The organism is Jonesia quinghaiensis DSM 15701, assembly GCF_000423205.1.
In the GTDB taxonomy this organism is placed as follows: Bacteria; Actinomycetota; Actinomycetes; order Actinomycetales; family Cellulomonadaceae; genus Jonesia; species Jonesia quinghaiensis.
On record NZ_AUHN01000004.1, the window covers coordinates 543,302 to 566,475 of the forward strand.

The window sequence follows — 23,174 nt, forward strand, 5'->3', positions numbered from 1 at the left end:
TCAAGGACCTTCCTGATGAACAGACATTGACGTGGCCTGCTGCGCAGCATTATCAGCCAACATGGAGCGAACAAAAGACACCCCAACACAACCAGCACACACCACAGCAGCAACCACAACCGACACCACAAGACGACGCAACACCGGCACAACCGGGCGACGGGCAGCACCCTGCCCCTGAAGGAACGCGCCATGCAGGCGCTCGCGGTGAATGGCCACTGCCTCAAGCAGGGCCTGATCTGTGTGTTTACTCATCGGATAGCGAAAGCGGCGGGTGCGGGGGTGCGAGGCGTCAACGTGAGGCGGTGATCGCCAATAACAAGCGTGCTACCGGGCTCAACAACCACCGTGGTGTTCGCCGGGATGCGCTGCAAACCCTGCTCACCATCAATGTGTGTCCCATTGAGAGAACCCAAATCCGTCACATGCACACTACCGTCATGATGCTGTTCGAGGTGGGCGTGCGAGCGCGACACTTGGCGGGCGAGGTCAGGGATAGTGACCGGGGTTTGATCTTCGCCAGTGTCCGGGTCACGCCCAATAACCATGCGCGGTGCCACCGGGACACGGCGAGCACCATCCACCTCAAGAACAAGAGACAGCCGGTGGCGCGTCATACCAACACCATCAGAAAACCCCACCGACCTAGCGGTTGCACGCGTGTCATCATCCACAGGGTGAAGCTCAGGACGATGCACCTGCGCCGAACGGCGTTGACCGCGTTGCGCAGCACGCGATGAAGAGCGACTCGTGTCATCATCCGCCGGTGACACAGCGCTCACCGCACTACGGGAAACAACCCCAGACACCCCCACCCCACCAACGTCACCATCGCGACGCATCGGAGAGGGAGAACCATCAAAACGGCTCAGAGCCGGCAACGGCATCAACTGAGTCGTCGCCGCCGCCCCACCCTTCAACGGGCCAATACCATCATGCGGAGTAACAGGAGTACTCAACGACGCAGTCGTGACATGCCCTTCACCCGCAGTACCCCTCGAACCAGGAACAGCTGCCACCGGTGAAGGCTTCGGCAAAGGCGCAGGTAGAGAAGTAGACGGACCAGGCGGGGGCGGAGGAGTCTGCGCATGATGCGGCGCCCAACGCGTCGACGCATGCTGAGGCTGCGGGCTAGCTGGAGCACTACCCGTCGACGACGAATCATCCCAACCAGGAGCATCAGCAGTAAGATCCAACGGCTCAAACACAGCCGTCACAGGATCACGACCATGCCGCACATCCGCCGCGAACAACGGAGTAAATGCCCACCCCGGTGCGCTCGCGGTTTCACGTGAAACAAGACGTATGCCCAAGATGAGGAAACCGAGGCTGCGGCCAGTGGTACGGACCGCGAAAACGATGAGGGCAGCAACAACGGCAGCAGTAGCCCATACGATGCCCGCTGCTGGTTGTGGGGTGAAGGTTGCCCCGGCACATAACAGTGCGACGCTGCCTGCATCAATGACAAAAGCGGCAGCTACGCGATACGGAGTGACGCGGCGGCACCCAGCGAGAAGTTGACTAGGTTTGTCAGGCGCCTCGGCGGGAGGCGCGGTGAAAGCACCGCAGCGTGCACACGCCCACGATGGTGCGGGCAAAGCGGCACCGCACACGGAGCATGGAAGTGGAGCGGACGACATCACGCGACCACTTTACTGGTGAATTGTTGGCGTGGTGCGCCAGCTATCCACAGCAAGGCGAAAGTTATCCACAGGGGTAACCTCCCCATTGAGGCGTGTTCCGTGCGGTCAATAATGTCAGGCCTCATCCAGTAACCCCCGCCACAACGAAGGAACCCTCCATGAAGTTCGCCATGGGTGTCGATGTCCTTGGACAGCTCACCACAAAAACCTCCCACTCCGCCGACGACCTTGGTGCACTCGTGCGCCAACTCGCCCAAGCCGCTGAACCGCTTAACGGGAGGTTCAATGGGTCCGCACGTGCAGTTTTTGACAATTTCACAGCAAACGTGGATGCCATCTCACGGGAACTCAACACCGCACTCAACGACGTGCTGACGGGTATCTCCACCATGGACCGCTCCTTCCAAGAGGGCGAACAAACGATGACTGACAACACCCACTCCACCCAGTCCGCCGTGTCCTTCGACGCAGCCCGATTCTCCACAACGCGCTGACTGTCTCACGCACGTTTCAACTACTGGACACTCCCAGCGGGTGAAAAAAATCACCCGCTCCACTTTTCCTTTTGGAGCCCCATCATGGCCAGCAATCAAACTGATCGCCGCGATTATGACATCGCAGCATCCCAAAACGCCCAAGACAACTTTCTTGCTGTCGCATCCCAACTAGAGGCACTTATGGACCAACGTGACGCCGATGTGCGCGCCGCGATGGCCGACTACCAAGCCGACGGGGTAGCAGATGACTACTCCGCCAAAGAACTCCGGTGGCGCAACGCAGCAGGTGGGGTGCGAGACATCATCAACACCCTGCGCACAACCATGTCCACAAACGACGAAACCGCCCAAGCAGCACTCGCCAAAGCGAAAAGCGCCGTCGCAGCGATCGGCTAACCAACGCATCCGCGACGCAGCGAACAACCCACACACACTCGTGTGAAGCCGCCAAGCGCCTAGGGCGGAGAGCCAGGCGCATGGGGTGGGCGCACACAGCACCCACCCCACACTGTCACTTACTGCAAACCTGTGTAGATGGCGTTGACAAGGTCACCATCAGGGGTATCCCCAGACAGTTCCCAGAAGAAAGCCCCGCCAAGGTCTTGAGCCGAGGCGAACTCCATCTTCTTCACAATGTCCTGCGGGGTGTCGTAACTCCACCAGTTCCCGTTACAGAACCCGTAAGACGTACCGCCCACAGTGCCAGTAGCAGGGCACGATTGCGCGAGGACCTTGTAGTCCTCAATGCCCGCCTCATAGCTGCCAGGTGCTGCACCAGTAGCTGCGCCGCCAGGAGCATCCTGCGTCACACCGGTCCAGCCGCGCCCATAAAACCCCAGCCCAAGAAGGATCTTCTCTGACGGGATCCCCATTGAGGTCAGCTTGTTCACCGTGGTAGTGGAATCAAACCCAGGCTTTGGGATGCCCGGGTAAGTCGACAACGGCGAATGCGGTGCCGTTGGCCCGCTAGCGTCCCACGCCCCAAAGAAGTCATACGTCATCGGCATGATCCAGTCGAGATACTCGGCCGCCCCAGCATAATCAGCGGCATCAATCTTGCCGCCATCTGTAGCATCCGCGGTGATCGCTGACGTCACCAAATCGGTACCAAACTCGGCGCGAAGTGCGCGAATAACGTCGGTGTATGCGTCGTACCCAGAGTTGTCACAGGTGGCACCACACGCATTGGGGTACTCCCAGTCAATGTCGATCCCATCAAAGACATCAGCCCACCGTGGGTCCTCAACCAAGTCGCGGCAAGAGGAGGCAAACGCCTCCGGGTTTTGCGATGCCTGCCCGAAACCGTCAGACCACGTCCACCCACCAAAAGACCAAATCACCTTAAGGTGCGGGTACTCGGCTTTGAGCTTACGCAACTGGTTGAAGTTCCCACGCAAATCCTGGTCCCACGTGTCAGCGACCCCATCAACGCTCTGCGCCGCAGCGTAAGACTTCTCAAAGTCCGCGAAAGCGTCACCAATAGTGCACTCACCATTCTTGACGTTGCCAAACGCGTACAGAATGTGGGTCATCTTCTCAGCTGAACCGGAAGTTTTGATGTCCTTCACGTGGTAGTTGCGCTGGTAAACACCCCAGTTGGTGAAGTACCCGACAACACGGTCGGTCTCATTGTCACCATCGCCGTCACCAGGATCTCCACCATCTGACCCGTCACCATCCGACCCATCGGAACCGTCACCGTCGGACCCGTCACCGTCGGACCCGTCACCGTCGGACCCGTCACCGTCGGACCCGTCACCGTCGGACCCGTCACCGTCGGACCCGTCACCGTCGGACCCGTCACCGTCGGACCCGTCACCGTCGGACCCATCCCCATCAGATCCGTCGCCGTCGGAATCACAAGGCCCAACTTTGACCCACTGACCCCACTCGCCGGTTGTGCCAGGTGCTTGTCCTTGGGTCCACCATTTCGCACGCCAAATCTCATTGTTGTGGGTCACTTGCTGACCTGCGAGATACACCTCAGTGGCGGAGTAGGCTGCTGGGCAGGTCTCTGGTGACGTGTTGCCGCCGGTACCAGATCCCGGGGCTGTGCCCGTTCCATCCCCTGTACCGTCGCTGCTGCCGGTGCCGTCACCTGGGTCGGTGTTGCCATCGGTGCCTCCGCCGTCACCGCCTGCGACATTGACGTCGAGGCAGTTGTAGAAAGCGTTGGGTGTGTTCGATACGTTCCACCTGGCTAAAATGGTGTGTTCGCCGGCGGGCAGGTCGGTGAGGGTGTGGCTAATCGTTGATGACGGTTGTTTGCCACCTTCGTCAAACACCTCGTGTAGTTCACCGTCAACAAAGTATTCCCAGGTGCTGGTGTTGTGGGCGGCAGTCAGCTTCCACTGGATTGTCACCGATGAGTCGATGTCCTTGACTGGCCAGGGCTTGGAGTCATCATCGAGGATGCTGAATTCGGTGTTGCCACCGGAACATTGGAGTGAGCCTTGGGGGGCTTCAACGCTTTGAGGCTCATAGGAGATTGAGCCACAGTCGAAAGATGTTGCCCCGGTGGCGCAGTTGTCTTGCCGACTGGGTGGGTCGGTGACCCACCCGTGGGCGGCTGCTGGTAGCGCTGTGAGCGCAGTGAATACTGCAACAAACCCGAGGGTCGCCGTTGTGATGGCTGATGTGAGAGTTCTTTTCATGGTCCATCTGCTTTCTGCTGAGAGTCTTCAGCGATCTGACATGGATGGGTTGGGTGCCGCGTGGTCCAGTGGCCTCGTCGGTGAGGCGGGTGCGGCAATCCGTGAGGTTGTGAAGCCTCCTTTGCGGTGTTGACGTGCTGATCCGGTCGGTGTGGCTGTGAAACGTCGTTGTTTCACAGCCCGTATGACCGCTGGTGCGGTGGCCGGATATCGAGAGTCCTCCCGAATAATTAGTAATCTTTACTAACTAACGCGGTAAAGGCAAGGGTTACGGTGGGGGAGATCTGTGAGCGGGTGCCACGTGTGGGCGAATTTTGCGCACAAACTTTCCGATGCGCGCATCCCACGGCTCCACATTGAGCAGGGGAAACGTCAAAAAGTTTGTGGTGGTGCGGCTAGCCGGTGCCAACCGGGGGTAGATATGCCCCTTGTGGAAGCATCAGGTGATCGCTATGGGAACTGTGCGCCCCCGCAGGGGCGCACAGGAAGCCAAAAATTCTTAGCGGTTAAGATCAGCGAAAGTCAGCGGGCCAGACGCGTTGGTGTCGATAGCGGCGACCGTATTCCCTGTTGTGGAGTCAACAAGCAGTGCTGGCGCACGCCCAGCGTCAACGATGTATGCGATCGTCTCTAGCGATTGAGTCCCAGCAACTTCCACCAGGAGATCGCGTGCCTCGGCGCTGTCAGCCGGAGCGTCAGTGGTGGGGATGCTGTTGGGCGAGTCAGCTTGGGCAGGCCCGGCAATCAGGAGGAGGGAAGAGATAGCAACGAAGGTCGCAGAACGCCGAAATTTACGCATGAGGTGACTTTATCGACCTACGTCGCAGTGGGCAAGGCGACGTTGACGCACCACTCGTGAGAGGCATCGAAAAAATACGCGAAATGTATTTTTGAACGCGGCGAAAAATTGCTGTGATATTGACCTGACATGTGGTCAGTAAAAGAATTGCAGAGCAAATTCTCAACAGCGAGAAATTAAGTAAGCCTACCCTTATTTAATTCTCATTCAGGGTGTCGGAGATCCCCATTGTTGTCGCAGTTTGCACAGCATGCGGAATCGTCGCAGCAAGCCCAGTCCCAGCAACCCAAGAACCAGTGAGCCCAACCCCGGCCGCTGCAGCAGCAGCCACGGCGTCACCCACGACCTCGCGCATCGTGGGTGTCACCGGGGCCAACGCATCAGGCCACCGCACCACAGCGCTGGCCACAACACGGGCATCACGCATCCCATACAACCCACCCAACTCACGGGTCGCCGCGTCAACAAAAACAGAGTCGTCATCAGGCAAAACATCACCATGACGCCCGAAACTCAGCCGCAACACGTGATGGCCAGGACCAAACACCCGCTCCACCTCATCGGCCACCCACTGCCACTTCGCATTAGCGTGCGTAGATGCCTTCGCCTCACACTCAGCCGCAGGCGACACCAACACCCCAGTTCCACGCGGGAAACGCGCCAACTCATCAGAGCGCACCACCAGAGTCACCAACGCGATATCCGTCCCTCGCGTCACCGTCGTCGCCCGATCACCAGCATCGAGAATCCCAGCAGACCCCAACAAAGCCAACGCAGGCCGGGCAGGCAACGCAACAATGAGGCGCTCCGTGTCACTGAGCTCCACCCCCGACGCGCCACGCACCACCCAACGGCCATCACGCTGAGTCACCGATTCCACTGCTTCACCCAACAAAACAGCGCCACCAGCAGCAGAAATACGCTGCTGCAACATGGTGGGAAGAGTGTGTAACCCGCCCACAATCCCGTGCACCGCCCGCCCGGCAGGTGCAGCGGAACGGATGCGCTTGACCACACCAGCCAACGTGCCTTCCTCTGCGAAAAAAGTCCGGAACGACGGGTGAATCGCAGAGACATCCAGCAGATTGGGGGAGGTCGAATGCACCCCGCCAACGATCGCCGCAACGAGGCGGTCAGCAACCGCAGACCCCATCCGGGACCGCACAAACGCATCAAGGTTAGACAAGTCCCCAACCCGAGCAGGTAGAAGACGATCCATCCACGCACGAACCGCACCAACAAACCCCAAAGCGCGCAACGCATCGGGCGCAAAAGGATCCACCGGGATCCCCAACACGCCTGCAGAAGGAAGGGGGAAAGCCCGTAAATTCGCGGGAACACACCACCCGGTGCGGTCCTGCGGGGCAGTGACAGCCAACCCCAAATCCTCCACAAGTTCACCAACAGCCGGGGCCCGGGTCGCGAAGGACTCAGCGCCTGCATCAAGGAGGAGATCCCCATGGGGGCCGGTCATCCGCAACGGCGCGAGGAACCCTCCCACCTGCGTAGACGCATCAATGACGGTGACGTTGTGGCCTGTTGTTGCCAACTGGTGCGCTGCGGTAAGCCCTGCGATACCTGCGCCTAAAACGGCAACGGTGCTCATAGTGAGTGCACCAATTCAACGATGCGCGTCAACACAGTGGGGTCCGTGGTGGGAGGAACGCCGTGTCCAAGGTTCACCACATGTCCAGGTGCATGGCGTCCACGGTTCACCACATCTCGAACGTGGGCCTCTAGCACCTCCCACGGTGCGCCAAGGTATGCGGGGTCAATGTTCCCCTGAAGTGGCGTCGTTCCGCCCAATATGGTGTTCGCCTCGTCGAGCGGAGTGCGGTAATCCACCCCGATCACCGTGGCACCAACCTCGCGCATTTCCGGCAAAAGGTGACCCGTGTTGGTACCAAAATGCACGCACGGAACGTCTAGATCCATGACGTGCGACAGTGCCGCCGCCGACGCAGGGGCAACATGCTTGACATACACGTCACGGCTGAGGGACCCGGCCCACGAATCAAACAGTTGCGTTGCGCTAGCCCCAGCGAGAACCTGCGCCCGCAAGAATTGGCCTGTGACCTGTGCAGACCACGTCATCAGGCGGGCCCACAAGTCAGGGCGGGCAACCATCAGTTGCCGGGCTGCGAGGTGATCACGAGAGGGGCGACCCTCCACCATGTAGGCAGCCAACGTAAAGGGGGCACCGGCAAAACCGATGAGCGGGCGGGCACCAAGCTCGCTAGTGATCAGCCCAATCGCTTCACGGATAGGGGCCATGGCCTCATCTGTGAGAGTGAGGCGTTCGAGTGCGGTGACGTCCTCGTCAGTGCGCACTGCGTGGCCTAGAACAGGGCCTACACCTGGGGCGATATCAACGTCTACCCCGGCAAGGCGCAACGGAATGACGATGTCCGAGAAGAAAATCGCGGCATCAACGTCGTGGCGGCGAACAGGTTGCAGAGTGATCTCAGCTGCTAGGTCAGGGCGCAGGCACGAATCCAACATGCCGATGCCTTGGCGTACTTCAATGTACTCCGGGAGGGATCTGCCAGCCTGACGCATAAACCACACAGGAATTCGATCGTGAGGCAAACCACGAAAAGCACTTATCAGTGCACTCGAATTGGTGCCAGCAGAAATGAGAGGATGGGATTCAGGCAGGGTCATAAGACGATTCTGCCTTCCCGCGCAATAAATGGTTAAATCGAATCGCTGTGGTTTTCGTATCAATGACTGCAAGCCACCACGAGCTCGACCTTGAGGCGCTTGAACAACTCTCGCAAGGAGCGCACTCAGCCGGTCGTGACATCGTGGCCGCTTGCCCAGGGGTCACCGGTGCCGTTGTTATCGCAACGTGCAACCGGTTTGAGGTGTACCTCGACACAGACGATGCTTTAGCTGCCCGCACAGAGCGCGCAGACATCCGCGTGGACGGCGGTTTACAACACGCCACCACCGAAATCATCAAACTCATTTCGCGCCAGTCCGGTGTTGACGCCGTGCAAGCGAGCAGCGCCTTCACGGTGCGCCGATCAACCGAAGCGATCCGGCACCTTTTTGATGTTGCAGCCGGGTTGGATTCCATGGTGGTTGGTGAACGCGAAATCGCTGGTCAGGTGCGCCGCGCCCTCGACACCGCGCACGCGGAGAACACCACAAACCCGCGCTTGGAACGGTTGTTCCAACGGGCGCTACACACCTCCAAAGCGGTAGCGAACAACACAGAACTATCCGCAAATGGCCGGTCCATTGTGTCGGTCGCACTTGACCTTGCTGAACCTTCACTGCCGCAGTGGCAGCGTGCCGCAGCACTCGTGGTGGGCACTGGGGCTTATGCGGGTGCCACGGTCGCAGCGTTGCGATCACGTGGAGTCACCGACATTGCCGTGTATTCACCATCGGGGCGAGCTGAAGTATTTGCGGCCACCCACCCAGTCACCCCGGTCACAGACCTGCTGAAAGCGGTCAGTGAAGCGGACATCGTGCTGTGCTGTTCCGGTATTGGTGGGCACCGCAACCCTGCCACCGCGTCCATGTCGTCTGTGGAGTTTGTCCTCGAGCAGGCCGCCGTGGCGGCTGCACGCGAAGACCTCGCTGATCGGGCTGGCGACCCAGAGGGGGACGAGTTTCCCCTGGTTATTGTTGACCTGGCGTTGCACCGTGACGTTGACCCTCATGTTGCGGACCTTGATTCTGTCCTCCTGATGGATCTGTCAACAATTCGCGCCAATGCACCATCAGTAGCCCAAGCAGCCGTGGACGCCGCGCAGCGCATCATCGCCCAAGCCACAGAAGAACACTTGTGCACTGAACGCGTGCGCACCGCCGATTCTGTGATTGTGCGCCTCGTTGACCAGGTAGAACAGGCCAGAACCCAACGCATCGCCCACGAACTCACCACCGTTCCCCGTGATGATGCCTCTCAACGTGACCGCATTACCCGCCGCGTTCACGCACACGCAGGCACCTTGCTGCACCACCTCATTAACGATGTGCGTACTCGGCTCAACGCCGGAACCCCGGTAGACAAACTCCTCGATGAAGTGGCAGTGGCCGCCGCAATCGACGAAATCCTTGGCGTGTACGTCACCCAAGAGCGACGCGCCTCATAACGTAGCGCCTCGTAACGACGCAGGGCTTCAGCACGGCTGCGGTGTGTCAGGGCGATCTGGGTGGGGCATCGTCAAGAATGTCCTGCACGCTATCCATGACCGCCTGCACGGAAGTTCCTTGACGCTGCGCCAGATAACGCACCGCACCTACCAAACTGGCGAGGTCCGTTACCGCCACTTCTTGTTGAACAGGTTGCTGAGCCGCGGGAATGTGCATGGAAACCCTGGTTCCTCCGCCACGGCGAGTGGTCACTAACCCAGCATTTTCGAGTTCCTTGTAGGCGCGCGCCACTGTTCCGGGGGCGATACCAAGATCTCTGGCGACCTGCCGAACCGGAGCCAACCGGGCATCTGGGGGGAGGGCCCCGGTGGCGATGTGTGTCGCGAGCTGTGCGCGAATCTGCTCGTAAGGAGGCAGCGGAGTGGAGGGGTCAAGGTGTAGGTCAGCCACGTGCATCCTTTGAGGGTAAAGCCGCAGGCTGGCCACTGTGCACAGGGCGTAGCGTGGTGATACTCCACCCGAGCAGCACGAGGGTCGCGGCAGCCGAGGCGAGGAATGCCCAGCCGGTGATGCGCAGACCAAGGGACGAGTCGCAGTCAGTCATTTGTGTTAGCGCCATTGCTGCGAGTGCTGACACACCAACAGTCGTGATGCCGATGCTCGCAAGCAGTGTCACAACAATCAGGGTGGCGGATCGGTGGCGTAGGGCGTTGTCTGCGCCGGGTTGTGTGGTGAACCCGCGAGCTCGCCGGGTGACAACAGCAAGCGCAAGGGCAGCGCAGACGACAGCGAGGATAAGTCCGATGAGGGCTGGCCCGGTGTAATACCAGCCCGGGTAGGGGCTACGGGTACTGCTGAGGGGGCCGCAGGTTTCGGTGAGTGCTCGCCCTGCTCTTCCCATGTCGTCTGCTGTGGCGGTGAGGGTGGTGAACGTGCCGGTTGCGAGGGCGATGACTGCCATGATGAGGGTTACCCAGGTGAGGGCAGGTGGCAAAAAGCCGCGCATGTTTCGGGGTGTGGAGCTTGCGGTGCGGGTGGTGGGGGTTGGCCGGATGACAGATTCTCCCAGGGCGATGCCCAGCATGATGAATGCGCCAATGGTTCCGGGTATAGCGAAGAGGCCTGCACCGAGTGGCAGGGTGTTCATGATGAGGACGGCGGCGGCGATTCCGGCGAGGGCTGTGGCGACCCGTACGGCAAGAACTGCCCGCCACTGGGTGGTGACGGTGATGCGCGCGTTGTTGTTTGAGGGGCGCAGTGCGTACGCCAGGGTACACGGGATGACCACAAAGGCGATGAGTGCGATGAGGGGGGCCATGAAACCTTCTTGTATCAGGTGGTTGGTACAAGAAGAGTGACACCTTCTCAGTTTTGTGTCAATACAAGATGGCAATCGGTGTGAACGATGGGTGGAAATACCTCTTTCATCCTGACGGCATTGCGGTGTGTGTCAGAATGGCTTGGTGACCACCTCGCCCCTCGCACCAGCGGATCGACCGCGCCCCCGCCGCAAAATACCCCGCGGATGGATCCCGGACCAACACGGCGCCTGGGCGATGCTCACCATCCCGCTGGTCCTCGGCATCGTGCTCGGTCACCCAACAGTCGTGCACATCCCGCTCATCCTTGCTTGGTACGCAGGGTACTTCGCGTTCTACGCAACAGGGGTGTGGCTCAAATCAGGCCGAAAATCCCGCTACTTCCCACCGGTACGCGCGTATGCGATTGCCGCGGCTGTTCCCGTAGCGGCGCTGCTCATCATGAACCCCTATGTCGCAATCTGGGCAGCACCTTATGCACCGTTACTTGCTGTGAGTTTGTACTGCTCACACCGCCGCGCAGACCGCTCACTCCTCAACGACACGGTGACAGTTGTCGCTGCCACCTTGATGCTTCCCCTGGCGTGGTCGCTAGGCCAACTACCAGCCGACCTCGTCTGGCAAAACTTCTCAGCTGACGTTGCAAATGAGATCGCTGAACTAAATCGTGGCGGCGCGGCAACGTTGTCACTGCTGTCAACAAGCGGGTTTTCTCCCTACCCAGCTCTTTCTCCCCTCGCGACCTTGCCTGCCCTAGGGTTCGTGGTGTGGCAGGCAACAGCGCTGCTGGGAGTGTACTTTTTAGGCACCGTGTTCTACGTCAAAACGATGATCCGTGAGCGTGGTTCGCGGGCCTACTATGCGGCCTCCGTGGGTTACCACGTGGCGGCAATTTTTGTGCCGTTTGTTTTGGCATCTGGTGCGCGAGGCGCTTTGCATGACGGCGGTGCCGCAGTGTTTGCTGCCTTTTTCACGATGCTCGCTGCTCGTGCTGTGCTGATGCCGCAGGTGGGTGGCACGCCGCGCCAAGTGGGGGTGGGGGAGTTGGTGGCATCGGGTGTGTTGATGCTGTTGGTTCTTATGGCGTTTTGACGAGGGCTTCGGATTTTTCCCACAGGCTGCGCGCTAGTTCGGGGTTGAGCGAGTCGGGGTTGATGTTCTGGGCGATTTTTCGTTCTTCGTAGTAGGCGCCGGGGGTGAATGTGTCCTCAGGGGTGCCTTGCGCGAGCCATACGAGTTGGTCGGCGCCTTGTTCTGGGGTGATGGTGAAGAACCGTTTGAACCAGCCGTGGTAGATGTGCCGCATGAGGTGTGTGGTGTCGGCGGCGAATTGGGTGGCGACGATCCCTGGGTGGAACGCCACGGCGTTGATTCCTTGGTTGCCGTATCTGCGTTGCAGTTCGCTGGTGAATAGGATGTTTTCGAGTTTCCCGTTGCCGTATGCCGTGTGTGGGGCGTAGTTTTTGGCGTTTTGGAGGTCCTCAATGTCGAACTTGCCAAAAACGCGTGCGGCCCTGCTGGCTGTTTGGATGACGGTTGCTTTGCTAGCGGTCAGGGTGGGCAGGAGCAGGGTGGTGAGGAGGAATGGCGCGAGGTGGTTGACCTGGAACGTGAGTTCATTGCCATCACTTGTGATGGTGCGGTCACCCATGATCCCGCCCGCGTTGTTTGCTAGCACATCAATGGTGGGGTAGGCCTGGCTGAGTTCTTGGGCGAGGGTGCGCACTTGGGTGAGGTCTGAGAAGTCAGCAATGTAGTGTGCTGCGCCCAGTTCGTTGGCTATCGCGGTGGTTTTGGCGGGGGAGCGCCCAACAATAACGATGCGGTGCCCAGCTGCGTGGAGTTGGCGGGCGGCTGCAGCACCTACACCATCGCTGGCTCCGGTGATCACGATTGTTTTGCTCATGGGTGCGTCCCTTGTTTTGGTGTGTTGGCGGGCTTCTGGGGTGGTGACGTTGCGCTTTGGTTTGCGGGTTGCTTGGCGCGAGCCTACGTGAGGAGTCAGAGGAAAGCCTGTGAGTGGTGCTGACACTTGCGGAGCGCATCGATAATCGATAATATCGAAAAACGATAACAACGATATTCGATATGCCTTGTGGCTCATTTTGGAGGAACCGTCATGTCATCACCGCAAAAACCCGCCAAGGCGCGGAAAAATGCGATAGGCCTCGACCGGGCCGACCAAGTCGGTGGCTGGTTTGTCGCCATGATCATCGCCCTCGCACTCATCGTCATTGCGGTGCTTGTTGGTCAGCGCATCAGCGACGTTGTCACCAATGAAAACGTCCCTGTGTCAGTAGAACTCTGGGGCCCAGAGGTGACCCTCGACCTTGATGACAGTGAAACGCTCGTTCCCGCCGCAGTTGATACCGCGACCTTCACCGTCCCGCACCTCACCAGCGGCGCACAAACCGCGATTATCACCCAAACAGTGCTCAGCGCGCTGGTCGTGTTGACCCTGCTGAGCTGTGTGGGACTGTTCATTGTCAACCTGGTGCGTGGGCGGGCCTTCGTGAAAACTAACGTTGCCCTCATGTGGGTGACGAGCGGGGCGCTACTTGTTGGGTGGATCTCTGAGCATTCAACAGGGCTATGGGTCACCCAGCAAACATTCAATTCTTTGGGCATCAACCCCTTGCAAACGAGCACCACACTGAACTTCATGCCCGCACTGGCCTCCTTTGTGGTGGCGCTCCTTGCTGCGGCCATGTCTCACGGGCGTAAGCTCCAAAACGATGTGGACGGGCTCGTCTAATGCCGCAGAACACCACCGATGAAAACACCGAGCCCTACATCATCGAATGCCACCTCGACCGGCTCCTCGCTGAACGCGACATGACCCTGACTCAACTCGCCGAACTGGTGGGCGTGAGCGTGGTGAACTTGTCCGTGTTGAAAAACAATCGCGCCAAAGCGATCCGATTCTCTACCCTCACCGCGATCTGCGTGGCATTAGGTTGCGATGTTGGTGACGTCCTCACCGTAGGAACCACCGGCGCAGCAGAAAAGTAGCACGCCCCCGACGCTCCACCCCCTCGTCTTTCCAATCGAAAGTGGGATTGTGCCCACTTTCGAAAGGGAAAGTGGGCACAATCCCACTTTCGATGAGCGGAGGATGAAGGGTGGGGAAGGGGGCACCGGAGTGGGTATGGTGGTTCTGCCCGCACCGACGACCGAACACCAACGACCGACACCCCACCCGGATCCCAGCACCCAACGCACCCCGCACTTGAGGAGTAGACCATGCGCTCGCATCGTGCATTAGGCCCTACGCTTGCTGATGTTGCCCGCCAAGCTGGTGTCTCCATGCCCACTGTGTCTCGGGTGCTGAGCGGCGCGGCGCCAGTGAGCCCCGCGCGGCGTGAAGCAGTGGAACAGGCCATCGCAGAGTTAGGGTACCGGCCTAACCCTGCGGCTCGCGCTTTGGCGCGTGGGCAGCAAACGATGGTGGGCGTTATTACGCACAACACGGTGCGGTTTGGTTATGCCACCACGATGCAGGGTGTGCAGGATGGTGCGCGGGACGCCGGGTTTTCCGTGGCCATTGCGGTGGTGGAATCGGCAACTGATTCTGACGTTGACCGGGCTATCGATCTGGTGCTGAGCCAGCCTATTGCTGGGGTGATCGTCATGTTGTTTGACCCCATTGGGCAGCGGGTCCTTGAGCGTTTGCCTGCCCATATTCCGGTGGTTGTTGCGGGGGGCCTGCCTCGGGGTGGGGGTGTTCCGGGTGTGATTATTGATGATGACGATGCCGGATACCGTGCTACGCGGTTCCTCCTTGATCAGGGGCATGCGACGGTTCATCATGCGGCGATCCCTGTTGACCAGCGCGAACGCGGTCGTCATGCGGGGTGGCGGCGTGCGTTGCAGGACGCCGGTGCTCTTATTCCGCACATGATTGAATGCGATTATGACCCAGCATCGGGGTATGAGGGTGCGGGTCAGTTGGTGGACCGGTATCGGGCGGGCGAGCTGAGCGCCGTGTTGTGCGGCAACGATGACATTGCGTTGGGCGTGTATGCGAAGTTCGCTGATGAGGGGATTAATATCCCTGATGATGTGAGCGTGGTGGGTTTTGATGATGAACGGTTCGCGTCGATGCTCCGGCCAGCGTTGACGACGGTGCGCCAGGATTTCCGTGCGGTAGGCCAAAAAGCCTTTACGATGCTTCACTCGCGTTTGGGTGGTCATGCCGCTGATGTGGTGGTTGAATTGCGTGCGGAACTGGTGGAACGTGACTCTCACCAGCAAGTTCCGAAACGCTGAAAAATAGCGTGTGAAAGCGCTTGTCAAACGTTCTGATATGCGCTTTCATGGAGGGGTTACTGACCGCACCACACACTGGACTGCCTCCTCATGACCACACCAGCACCTCCCACCTCAGCCGTGCACCTGACTGCCGCTGGCGTCAGCCTCATTCTCGATGCGCCAGAGCGAAACCTTCCCCGGGTCGCCTACTGGGGGGCGGCCCTCGGCGACATTGATGACGCCGCGCTGACCAGCATCGGCGTGTTGAACACACCCTCATTTTCTGGTGGCACGGTGGACGGCCCCGCCCACGTGTCCTTACTAACGGAACCATCAACTGGTTGGCCTGGTAGTGCTGGCTTGCTTGGATCCCGTGAAGGCCGCGCCTGGACCACAGCGTTTCAGGTCACTGACCACAACCTGACCCACGACGCAGCCACCGGAACCCAACGGTCCACATGGCACGCCGAAGACACCGACGCCGCCCTGACCCTCACCCTCGTGGTGGAGTTGACCGCCGCCGGTGTTGTGCAGGTCAGCGCCACACTCACCAACGCCGGTGAGGAAACCTACCAGCTTGACCACCTTGGTTTGGCGTTACCGGTTCCGCGCAGTGCCACCGAAATCCTTGACTTCACGGGGCGTTGGGCTCGTGAACGCGCCCCGCAACGCCGCCCGTTCCTGGTGGGTTCGCATGTGCGTGAGGCTGTGCGAGGTAAGCCCGGGCATGATTCGTCGTACCTAACAATTGCTGGGCCCTCAGGGTTTGGGTTCCGCCACGGTGATGTGCGGGCTGTGCATGTGGCGTGGAGTGGGAACCAGCGGGTCACTGCGGAGAAAACCTACACAGGTGAACAAGTGATCCGCGGGGGAGAGTACTTCCACCCCGGTGAGCAGCGCCTGCAACCTGGTGCGTCGTACACCACGCCCACGGTGTTGGGTGTGTGGTCAGGGCAGGGGTTGGATGGTGTGTCGGCTCGTTTCCATGAGCAGATGCGCACCCGCGACCGCTACCCAACCACCCCGCGCCCTGTGACCATTAACGTGTGGGAGGCCGTGTACTTTGACCACCGCCTCGACCGGCTTGTTGACCTGGCTGACCGGGCCGCTGACCTAGGGGTGGAACGCTACGTTCTTGATGATGGCTGGTTTGGGTCGCGCCGCGATGACACCAGCGGGCTGGGGGACTGGCAGATTTCTCCCGATGTGTGGCCTGATGACACCTTGCGCCAGTTGGCTGATCATGTGCACAGCCGGGGCATGGAGTTTGGTATCTGGTTTGAACCAGAGATGATCAACCCGGATTCTGAGCTGGCCCGCAATCACCCTGAGTGGGTGTTGAAACCCCAAGGGCGTATGCCGCGTGAGGCCCGTCAGCAGCAGGTGTTGAACTTGGCGCACCCTGACGCTTACGCCTACGTGCTCGATGCCATGAGCACGGTGATCGCTGACTTGAACGTTGATTACATCAAGTGGGATCACAACCGTGACCTGCTGGAATCAGGGTCGCAGCAAACCGGGACAGCGTTTGTGCACGAGCAAACGCTTGCTGCGTACCGGTTGTTGGATGACCTGCGTGCCCGGTTCGCGACTCTGGAAATTGAGTCGTGCTCTGGTGGTGGGGCCCGCATGGATTGGGGTATTTTGCAGCGCACTGACCGGGTGTGGGCTTCGGATTGCATTGACGCCCACGAGCGTCAAGCTATTCAACGCTGGACCACACTGATGGTGCCACCGGAGTTGATGGGGAGCCACGTTGGTGATGGGCGTGCGCACACCACGGGCCGTATGCACGATTTGGATTACCGCGCTGGAACGGCTTTGTTTGGCCACTTTGGTATTGAGTGGGACTTGGCTAAGGCTGCCGATGATGACGTTGAGCGCTTGCGTGGCTGGATTGACCGGTACAAGCAGATGCGTCCGTTGCTGCACGGCGGAACAGTGGTTCGCGCTGACACCGGTGACGCGGCTGGGTCTGACGGTGACGCGATTCTTGTGCACGGTGTGGTGTCACCGCAGCAAGACGACGCGTTGTTCGCCATTGTTGCGACTGACCGACCGGATTCGTGGCCTATTGGCCGGTTGACTTTGCCGGGCTTGGACCCGCAGGCCACGTACCGGGTCAGTGTTGAATTTGCGCCCGATGCGATGGCTGAGGTGCGCCGCCAACCGGGTTGGTGGAAGCAACCGGTTGAGGTATCTGGTGCGGTTCTTGGTCAGGTTGGCCTGTACGCCCCTGAGTTGAACCCTGACACCCTTGCACTGGTGCGGGTTACCAAGGTGTCGTAAAAACCTGCCCCTCGACGGACGAAGTTTTTACTGATGTCCGTCGAGGGGGACCTCTTGTTCGCCGAGTTGGTCAATGACTTTTCTGTCACCGAGCCCGCCATCGAGGGCAATATCGATGCTGTCTAAACAGGCGTGCCCCACGTCAACAATGTCGGAAATGATGCTGAATGTGACCGCAGTGTCCGTTTCAGTGTAGGTCGCTTCAGGGTTCCCCATGCACGACTCCACACTGAGCTGGACGCCGGTGTCCGTCGTGGTTGCGGATTCGATGGGGACGGGACCCCGCTCGGCAGGGCCTGAACCATCTGAACACCCCACCACCGCGAAACCTAGCGCCACAACAACGGCAAGTGGGCCAATAAACTGTTTCTGTCGGTTATTGTTCCGCATGTCCAAATAGTATCCCTCATGCGGAGTGTTGGATACCCTATCGAGTGGACGACACAGGAACTTCCTGCTGGTCGAATTCGTCAATAATTGGGCGGCCTGCAACGGCGGTATCAAGGGTGACGTCAACGTTGTCCAAGCAGGAATCACCAACAGGTTGCACTTCAGAAATGACGGTGATTCTGATTTCCGAGTCAGTTTCGGTCACGTCCACCTCGGGCTCCCCGTTGCACGAGTCGATAGCCAGTTCGATTCCGCTGTCAGTGCTATACGCCGCAGTAATCTTCACCGGGCCTCGCTCATACGGCGCCGAATCGTCAACAGATGTTTGAGTCGAGTCAGGTTCGCTGGGTTCCGTACCCTCTGCACAGGCTGAAGCGGTCAGGCACAGTGCTGCAGACAAGGCTAAGGCGTGGATGGCGCGTTTGTGTCGCTTTTTATTTCGCATGTCCAAAATGCTACTCCTTGGCGAGGAGTGACGCTTTGTAAGGAGTGGTGCGCGAGGGGCGAAACCTAGCCGGGGAGATGCGCCTCAATCGCGGCGATGACGGCAGGGGCATCGGGATTTGTCATGGGGCGGAACCGGTACGCAGTACCGTCAGGGGCAATAACGAACTTTTCAAAGTTCCACTTCACGTTGCCCGCATTGCCCTCAGCGTCGGTAACCTGGGTGAGTTCCTGGTACAACGGGTGCCGGTTCTTGCCGTTGACCTTGAGTTTCTCCGTCATGGGGAATGTCACGCCCCACGTTGTGGAACAGTATTCAGCGATCTTCTCTTGGGAACCGAGCTCCTGAAGGAACTGGTTCGACGGGCAACCAATGACCGTGAAACCGCGCTCACCGTATTGCTTTTGCAGTGCTTCAAGCTGAGCGTATTGTGGGGCCAGCCCACAGCGGGAGGCAACATTGACGATTAATCGCACCTTGTCGTCCCACTGACCCATCGTTGTTGGGGTGCCGTCAAGCAGTGTGATCTCGATGTCGTTGATGTTCGCTGCCATCAGTACTCCTCATGCAGGGGGTGAAACGGTTGTGTGTCTTACGTCAGTATGAACGCCACACCACGCGGAGGTGTTCCCAAACGGTGACTAGTCCCCGGTTTACTCTTGGCCGATTGTTGACTTTTCGATGTCTTCCGGGCTGTCAAGAAGCTCAATATCAATGACCTCACCGTTTGTGCCATTGAGCAGTGCCCGCACAGTGATGACTTCTTCCCTCACCGTTGACTCACCCTGGTAGGTCGTTGCCACAGTCACCGTGGCATCAACCAAAATAGCTTGGTCACTATTACGCCTCGTTGCGCTATTCACGGTGAACCGCGGCGTCACCGTCTCAACGATAGGGCCCTCCTGCGCGTCGCTACGCCCACGGCTGACCACTTCATCGGCGAGCGCAGTCAAAATACTTGTGGTCACCTCAGGGGTTGCCTGCAAACCAGCGGTAGCAATCACTTCTTGGGCAACGTCAATGTCTCCAAGGACCGCACTGCGGTAGGCGTTCTCCAACGCAGGCCCAACGGTGCTCGCGAACTGTTGCACGCTAGCATCGGACGTTTCGATGCCCTGAGTGCCTGACATATGGGGAAATTCTGACCGGTCTGTGCTGCAACCGCTCATCAGTAAGGTGCCAACAATGCATGCGGCCACCATCACGGCGCGCCATCGTGGCTGGGTGCTGTGCGTCATTGTGTTGTCCTCAACTCGTCTGTGCCAAGCATCCTAGCCGCATTTATGCAGCACTGGGGCGGTTATGCACCGCCCCAGCATGGTTACAGGTACTTGTCGACAAGTAGTTCTGACAACCCCACATACGTTGCCGGGGTCATTGCGGCGAGGCGTTCGGTGTCCTGTTCTGGCAAACCCAACCCGCGCACAAACTCCACAAGCTCTTCGCCACCAATACGGTGACCACGAGTGAGATCCTTGAGCCGCTCATAGGGGTTTTCCATACCCGGAACGCCTGCAACGGATGCTGCGCGCATCACTGACTGGATGGGCTCACCCAATACTTCCCAGTTGGCGTCGAGGTCGCCGCGCAACACATCTTCATCGACAGCCAACCGGTCCAAGCCCTTGGCAACATTGTCAATCGCCAACAAGGAGTGCCCAAAGGCAGAACCAATGTTGCGCTGTGACGAGGAATCAGTCAGGTCGCGTTGCATACGCGAGGTCACCAACGTTGAACCCAACACGTCAAACAGCGCACAAGAAATCTCAAGGTTCGCTTCAGCGTTCTCAAACCGGATGGGGTTGACCTTGTGTGGCATGGTCGAGGAACCGGTGGCGCCGGGCACAGGGATCTGCTTGAAGAAACCCAACGAAATATACGTCCACACGTCAGTGGAGAGGTTGTGCAAAATCCGGTTGAAGCGGGCAATATCCGAGTACAACTCGGCCTGCCAGTCATGGGACTCAATTTGGGTTGTTAACGGGTTCCACGTCAGCCCCAAGTGCTCAACAAACCCTTTGGATACCTGGGGCCAATCCGCGCCAGGAAGCGCGGCACTGTGAGCCCCAAATGTTCCCGTCGCGCCGTTGAGCTTACCCAAGTACTCATCACGTTCAATACGGGTGAGTTGGCGCTTTAGTCGGTGCGCAAGGACAGCGAGTTCCTTACCCAACGTGGTGGGTGTCGCAGGTTGACCATGCGTGCGGGACAGCATCGGCACGGCCTTCAACTCGCGGGCCATCTGCGTGATCTGCTCAACCAAGGTGTGTGCGGCGGGCAGCCACACGCCCTCAACAGCGCCCTTGACCATGAGTGCGTACGACAGGTTATTAATGTCTTCGGAGGTGCACGCAAAGTGCACCAGCTCGCTCACCGCGGGCAGCGCGCTATCAGCGCCAACCTTCTGGGGGGCATCGGCAATCCGACGCTTAATGAAGTACTCAACAGCCTTCACGTCGTGCACAGTCTGACGCTCAATCTCAGCAAGCTCAGCGATCTCCGGCGCACCAAAAGTTGCCACAATGTCACGCAAGTACGCTTTGTCTGCGTCGCTAAGGGTTGCTGCCCCGGGAACGATAGGCCCAGCAGGTGTGCCATCAGTCAACGCGATCAGCCATTCCACCTCAACGTGGATGCGCTCGCGGTTGAGTGCGGCTTCGGAGAGGTGATCGACGAGCGGTGCAACGGCGCCGCGGTAGCGTCCGTCGAGCGCGCCGAGCGCAATGGCAGGGGTGATGTCAGCGAAATGTACACGGGAAGCGTTGGCCATGGCTTCTATTCTTTCATGCTGTTGTGTGGTGGTGGTGAGGCGGTCCGGAAGGTGGGTTCTTTCTGCTGCCCGATGCGCATAAGGGTGTGGTGGGCGGTGGTGGGTTGTCCACAGGGGAGGTTCCACGTTGTGTATCCACCACTGTGGATACACAACACCTGACCACGCACGGTGCGAAGTAAACCTGTGATGTGCTCTGTGCCGGGCATCGTCAGCTAGGGGCGAGCAACAGCGTGGAGGGAGAAGCCGTGGAAGAGTATGTCAGGCAGGCGCGAACCGCTTTGAATGAGGGCATAGGGAACCTCACCCAAGCGATCCAAGCCCTAGAAAAAACCTTGGACGTGGAATGGCAGTCAACAAATGCCGACCTATTCCGTGAGCAGGTGTATGAGCTGCTCACCACACTGCGTGCGGCGCTCTCGGAATGCATGTTCACTCTCACCGTGCGCGCACAAACATTACCTCTGCCTCAACTTGAGGTCGTGCGGTGACGGATCACGAGGGCCCACAAACGTATATTTACGGTGGCCCAGGTGGAATGTCAGCGAACTACGTTGACCTTGAACGCGCGGGCAAAGACATGAACAAGGTCAGTGCGCTCCTTGAGGAAGTCGGGTCCCAGTTTTTGGCCGCCCAAACGGTCCTGGAACAAGCAGCTGACGCTGGGTACGCCTACACCGAACGCTTCCAACCCGAACAGTCTTACAACTTCACCACCTATGACATCGAAAAATACTATTCCTTAGCCGGTGACATCAATATGAATGCGGGCTTGATCTCAGACTACCGAGAGAGGATAAGTGCCCTAGCAGACACCGTATTTTTCACCAAGCAGGAGTATCTTCACGCTAACGACATTGTCGCGAACAACATGGCTCTGCGCCCTGGTGGCATGGATATCCCACTTTCCAGCACTGTCAACATGTCGCGTAGAGGAGCCTCGCTATCGAGTTTGTCCATTTTCTCAACGAAAATGGGGGCAAAGGACCATGCTTGGAAGGATGAAGTCGGTGACTTTGCGGCACAGGTAGTCTCGGGGATGTTTCCCCGCCACGTGAGCCCGGCGCCGCAAATAGCTTTTGGTCTTCTCGATCAGAAGACCGGGATGTTTGAGCGTCGGAGCGACGCTCAAGACCCCTTTTTTACCTTTATCGCGTTGGGTGCAGGCCTTGGGTTGCATGCTTTAGCCAAGCCACTCAACCCTGATGCGATGCGGAAGAGCTTCCGCGCGCGCCTAGCTGTTCAACGTGTCGAGGCCAGCCCGGTGCGATCCGCCAGTGATATCGCACAGGTTGCGAAAAATGTTCCCGCGAAAACAACCACCATGCATAAGCAAGTGATGTACACCAAAGAGGGGGAGAAGGTGTCGGTCATTATTGTGCCCGGAACCCAATTGGGGCTCCCCAAACTCGTTGGCAAACAAGAAGCGCGCAGTCAGGTGTCAAATGTCATGCTGATGGCGCAACAAGACTCTACGGCTCCCGCGTCAATTCTGTACCAAGAGGGATTAGCGAAACTTGTCGAACCGGGGGAGAAAATCATCCTTGCCGGGCACTCTCAAGCGGGAATGATCACTGCGCTGAGCACCCTCAATGATGATGTTGCTGCACGGTACGACATTCAAGGAGTGGTGACCTACGGTGGGCCAACTGGGGGGATCGTCACGGACGAGAACATTCCTGTGATGCACATCGAAAATAGTGCTGATTTTGTTCCAGCGTTGGATACCGCACGCAACCCTGATGGTGTGAACCGCCTAACTGTCCTGGGGTACGTGGAAGACGACGCGCACAATATGGGGACCTACGAGCAGATCGCCCGTAACGCTGAACAGGTTGGCGACGAATCGTTCGACATCATGAGCGCAAAGATCTTCGGGCAACTCGATGGGGCGCTTGTTGGGCCAGCCTCAAGCACCACCCTGTCGAGTTCTGAGGCGCTGTACCAGGGGCCCGCAGCGTGGTTTAAGGTCAACTGACCTTGCTTGAACTGCTGGATTTCTGGGCG

General features: G+C 59.0%; 24 protein-coding genes. 10 read left to right on the forward strand and 14 right to left on the reverse strand.

What is annotated here, in order from left to right; genetic code table 11:
• Complete coding sequence (locus G538_RS0102625; protein ID WP_029068085.1) at positions 1-255, reverse strand: hypothetical protein; 255 nt, start codon at positions 253-255, stop codon at positions 1-3.
• On the reverse strand, positions 252-1,640 hold the full coding sequence (locus G538_RS17185; protein ID WP_051196491.1) for an FHA domain-containing protein: 1,389 nt from the start codon (positions 1,638-1,640) through the stop codon (positions 252-254). The genes G538_RS0102625 and G538_RS17185 overlap by 4 nt, the downstream gene beginning before the upstream one ends.
• 161 nt (positions 1,641-1,801) lie before the next feature.
• On the opposite strand from G538_RS17185, the gene G538_RS0102640 reads away from it, so the two are divergent.
• Both G538_RS0102640 and G538_RS0102645 read left to right on the forward strand, forming a co-directional pair.
• Positions 1,802-2,137 carry a hypothetical protein gene (locus tag G538_RS0102640; RefSeq protein WP_029068086.1) on the forward strand — a complete coding sequence of 112 codons (336 nt, stop codon included), beginning with the start codon at positions 1,802-1,804 and terminating at the stop codon, positions 2,135-2,137.
• An 84-nt stretch (positions 2,138-2,221) separates the two neighbouring features.
• Positions 2,222-2,536, forward strand: a complete 315-nt coding sequence (locus G538_RS0102645; protein WP_029068087.1) for a pore-forming ESAT-6 family protein — start codon at positions 2,222-2,224, stop codon at positions 2,534-2,536.
• A 119-nt stretch (positions 2,537-2,655) separates the two neighbouring features.
• Here G538_RS0102645 and G538_RS14745 read toward each other — a convergent pair whose 3' ends face one another.
• The 4 genes from G538_RS14745 to hemE form a co-directional block, all read right to left on the reverse strand.
• Positions 2,656-4,794: a glycosyl hydrolase family 18 protein gene (locus tag G538_RS14745; protein WP_169514081.1), complete on the reverse strand. Its 2,139-nt coding sequence runs from the start codon at positions 4,792-4,794 to the stop codon at positions 2,656-2,658.
• A gap of 499 nt (positions 4,795-5,293) precedes the next feature.
• Entirely contained in the window at positions 5,294-5,593 is a 300-nt protein-coding gene (locus G538_RS0102655; protein ID WP_029068088.1) for a hypothetical protein, read from the reverse strand.
• 196 nt (positions 5,594-5,789) lie between these two features.
• Positions 5,790-7,199: a protoporphyrinogen/coproporphyrinogen oxidase gene (locus tag G538_RS14755; RefSeq protein ID WP_051196492.1), complete on the reverse strand. Its 1,410-nt coding sequence runs from the start codon at positions 7,197-7,199 to the stop codon at positions 5,790-5,792.
• A complete protein-coding gene (gene hemE / locus G538_RS0102665; protein WP_029068089.1) occupies positions 7,196-8,257 on the reverse strand; it encodes a uroporphyrinogen decarboxylase in 1,062 nt (353 codons plus the stop codon). The genes G538_RS14755 and hemE overlap by 4 nt, the downstream gene beginning before the upstream one ends.
• Before the next feature lie 62 nt (positions 8,258-8,319).
• On the opposite strand from hemE, the gene G538_RS14760 reads away from it, so the two are divergent.
• On the forward strand, positions 8,320-9,702 hold the full coding sequence (locus tag G538_RS14760; RefSeq protein ID WP_051196493.1) for a glutamyl-tRNA reductase: 1,383 nt from the start codon (positions 8,320-8,322) through the stop codon (positions 9,700-9,702).
• Positions 9,703-9,748: 46 nt separating this feature from the next.
• Here G538_RS14760 and G538_RS14765 read toward each other — a convergent pair whose 3' ends face one another.
• Entirely contained in the window at positions 9,749-10,153 is a 405-nt protein-coding gene (locus G538_RS14765; RefSeq protein WP_051196494.1) for a GntR family transcriptional regulator, read from the reverse strand.
• The gene (locus G538_RS0102680) at positions 10,146-11,021 is read right to left on the reverse strand and encodes a hypothetical protein (protein WP_029068090.1); all 876 of its coding nucleotides are present in this window, start codon (positions 11,019-11,021) and stop codon (positions 10,146-10,148) included. The genes G538_RS14765 and G538_RS0102680 overlap by 8 nt, the downstream gene beginning before the upstream one ends.
• Positions 11,022-11,166: 145 nt before the next feature.
• Here G538_RS0102680 and G538_RS0102685 point away from each other — a divergent pair, with 145 nt between their 5' ends.
• Complete coding sequence (locus G538_RS0102685; RefSeq protein ID WP_157544272.1) at positions 11,167-12,114, forward strand: YwiC-like family protein; 948 nt, start codon at positions 11,167-11,169, stop codon at positions 12,112-12,114.
• Here G538_RS0102685 and G538_RS0102690 read toward each other — a convergent pair.
• Positions 12,101-12,928, reverse strand: a complete 828-nt coding sequence (locus tag G538_RS0102690) for an SDR family NAD(P)-dependent oxidoreductase (protein ID WP_029068092.1) — start codon at positions 12,926-12,928, stop codon at positions 12,101-12,103. The two genes, G538_RS0102685 and G538_RS0102690, sit on opposite strands and share 14 nt — an antisense overlap.
• Positions 12,929-13,141: 213 nt before the next feature.
• Between G538_RS0102690 and G538_RS0102695 the strand changes: the two genes are divergently transcribed.
• The 4 genes from G538_RS0102695 to G538_RS0102710 all read left to right on the forward strand — a co-directional run bounded on the left by G538_RS0102695 (position 13,142) and on the right by G538_RS0102710 (position 17,562).
• Positions 13,142-13,777: a hypothetical protein gene (locus G538_RS0102695; protein WP_029068093.1), complete on the forward strand. Its 636-nt coding sequence runs from the start codon at positions 13,142-13,144 to the stop codon at positions 13,775-13,777.
• On the forward strand, positions 13,777-14,034 hold the full coding sequence (locus G538_RS0102700) for a helix-turn-helix domain-containing protein (RefSeq protein ID WP_051196496.1): 258 nt from the start codon (positions 13,777-13,779) through the stop codon (positions 14,032-14,034). Before G538_RS0102695 ends, G538_RS0102700 begins: the two co-directional genes overlap by 1 nt.
• Before the next feature lie 231 nt (positions 14,035-14,265).
• Positions 14,266-15,291, forward strand: a complete 1,026-nt coding sequence (locus tag G538_RS0102705) for a LacI family DNA-binding transcriptional regulator (protein WP_029068095.1) — start codon at positions 14,266-14,268, stop codon at positions 15,289-15,291.
• A gap of 90 nt (positions 15,292-15,381) precedes the next feature.
• Positions 15,382-17,562 carry an alpha-galactosidase gene (locus tag G538_RS0102710; protein ID WP_029068096.1) on the forward strand — a complete coding sequence of 727 codons (2,181 nt, stop codon included), beginning with the start codon at positions 15,382-15,384 and terminating at the stop codon, positions 17,560-17,562.
• A 27-nt stretch (positions 17,563-17,589) separates the two neighbouring features.
• Here the strand turns inward: G538_RS0102710 and G538_RS0102715 are convergent, their stop codons facing one another.
• From G538_RS0102715 to purB, 5 genes are all read right to left on the reverse strand, one after another.
• Positions 17,590-17,952: a hypothetical protein gene (locus G538_RS0102715; RefSeq protein ID WP_029068097.1), complete on the reverse strand. Its 363-nt coding sequence runs from the start codon at positions 17,950-17,952 to the stop codon at positions 17,590-17,592.
• 37 nt (positions 17,953-17,989) lie between these two features.
• On the reverse strand, positions 17,990-18,397 hold the full coding sequence (locus G538_RS0102720; RefSeq protein WP_029068098.1) for a hypothetical protein: 408 nt from the start codon (positions 18,395-18,397) through the stop codon (positions 17,990-17,992).
• Positions 18,398-18,462: 65 nt separating this feature from the next.
• The gene (locus G538_RS0102725) at positions 18,463-18,951 is read right to left on the reverse strand and encodes a glutathione peroxidase (protein WP_035832788.1); all 489 of its coding nucleotides are present in this window, start codon (positions 18,949-18,951) and stop codon (positions 18,463-18,465) included.
• A gap of 99 nt (positions 18,952-19,050) precedes the next feature.
• The gene (locus tag G538_RS0102730) at positions 19,051-19,527 is read right to left on the reverse strand and encodes a hypothetical protein (protein WP_157544273.1); all 477 of its coding nucleotides are present in this window, start codon (positions 19,525-19,527) and stop codon (positions 19,051-19,053) included.
• 191 nt (positions 19,528-19,718) lie between these two features.
• Positions 19,719-21,167, reverse strand: coding sequence for an adenylosuccinate lyase (gene purB, locus G538_RS0102735; RefSeq protein WP_035832789.1), 1,449 nt, complete (start codon positions 21,165-21,167; stop codon positions 19,719-19,721).
• 248 nt (positions 21,168-21,415) lie between these two features.
• Between purB and G538_RS0102740 the strand changes: the two genes are divergently transcribed.
• Positions 21,416-21,658 (forward strand): hypothetical protein, encoded by a 243-nt coding sequence (locus G538_RS0102740; protein WP_029068102.1) that lies wholly within the window; start codon positions 21,416-21,418, stop codon positions 21,656-21,658.
• Positions 21,655-23,145 carry an alpha/beta hydrolase family protein gene (locus G538_RS0102745; RefSeq protein WP_029068103.1) on the forward strand — a complete coding sequence of 497 codons (1,491 nt, stop codon included), beginning with the start codon at positions 21,655-21,657 and terminating at the stop codon, positions 23,143-23,145. Before G538_RS0102740 ends, G538_RS0102745 begins: the two co-directional genes overlap by 4 nt.
• Positions 23,146-23,174 lie beyond the last annotated feature (29 nt).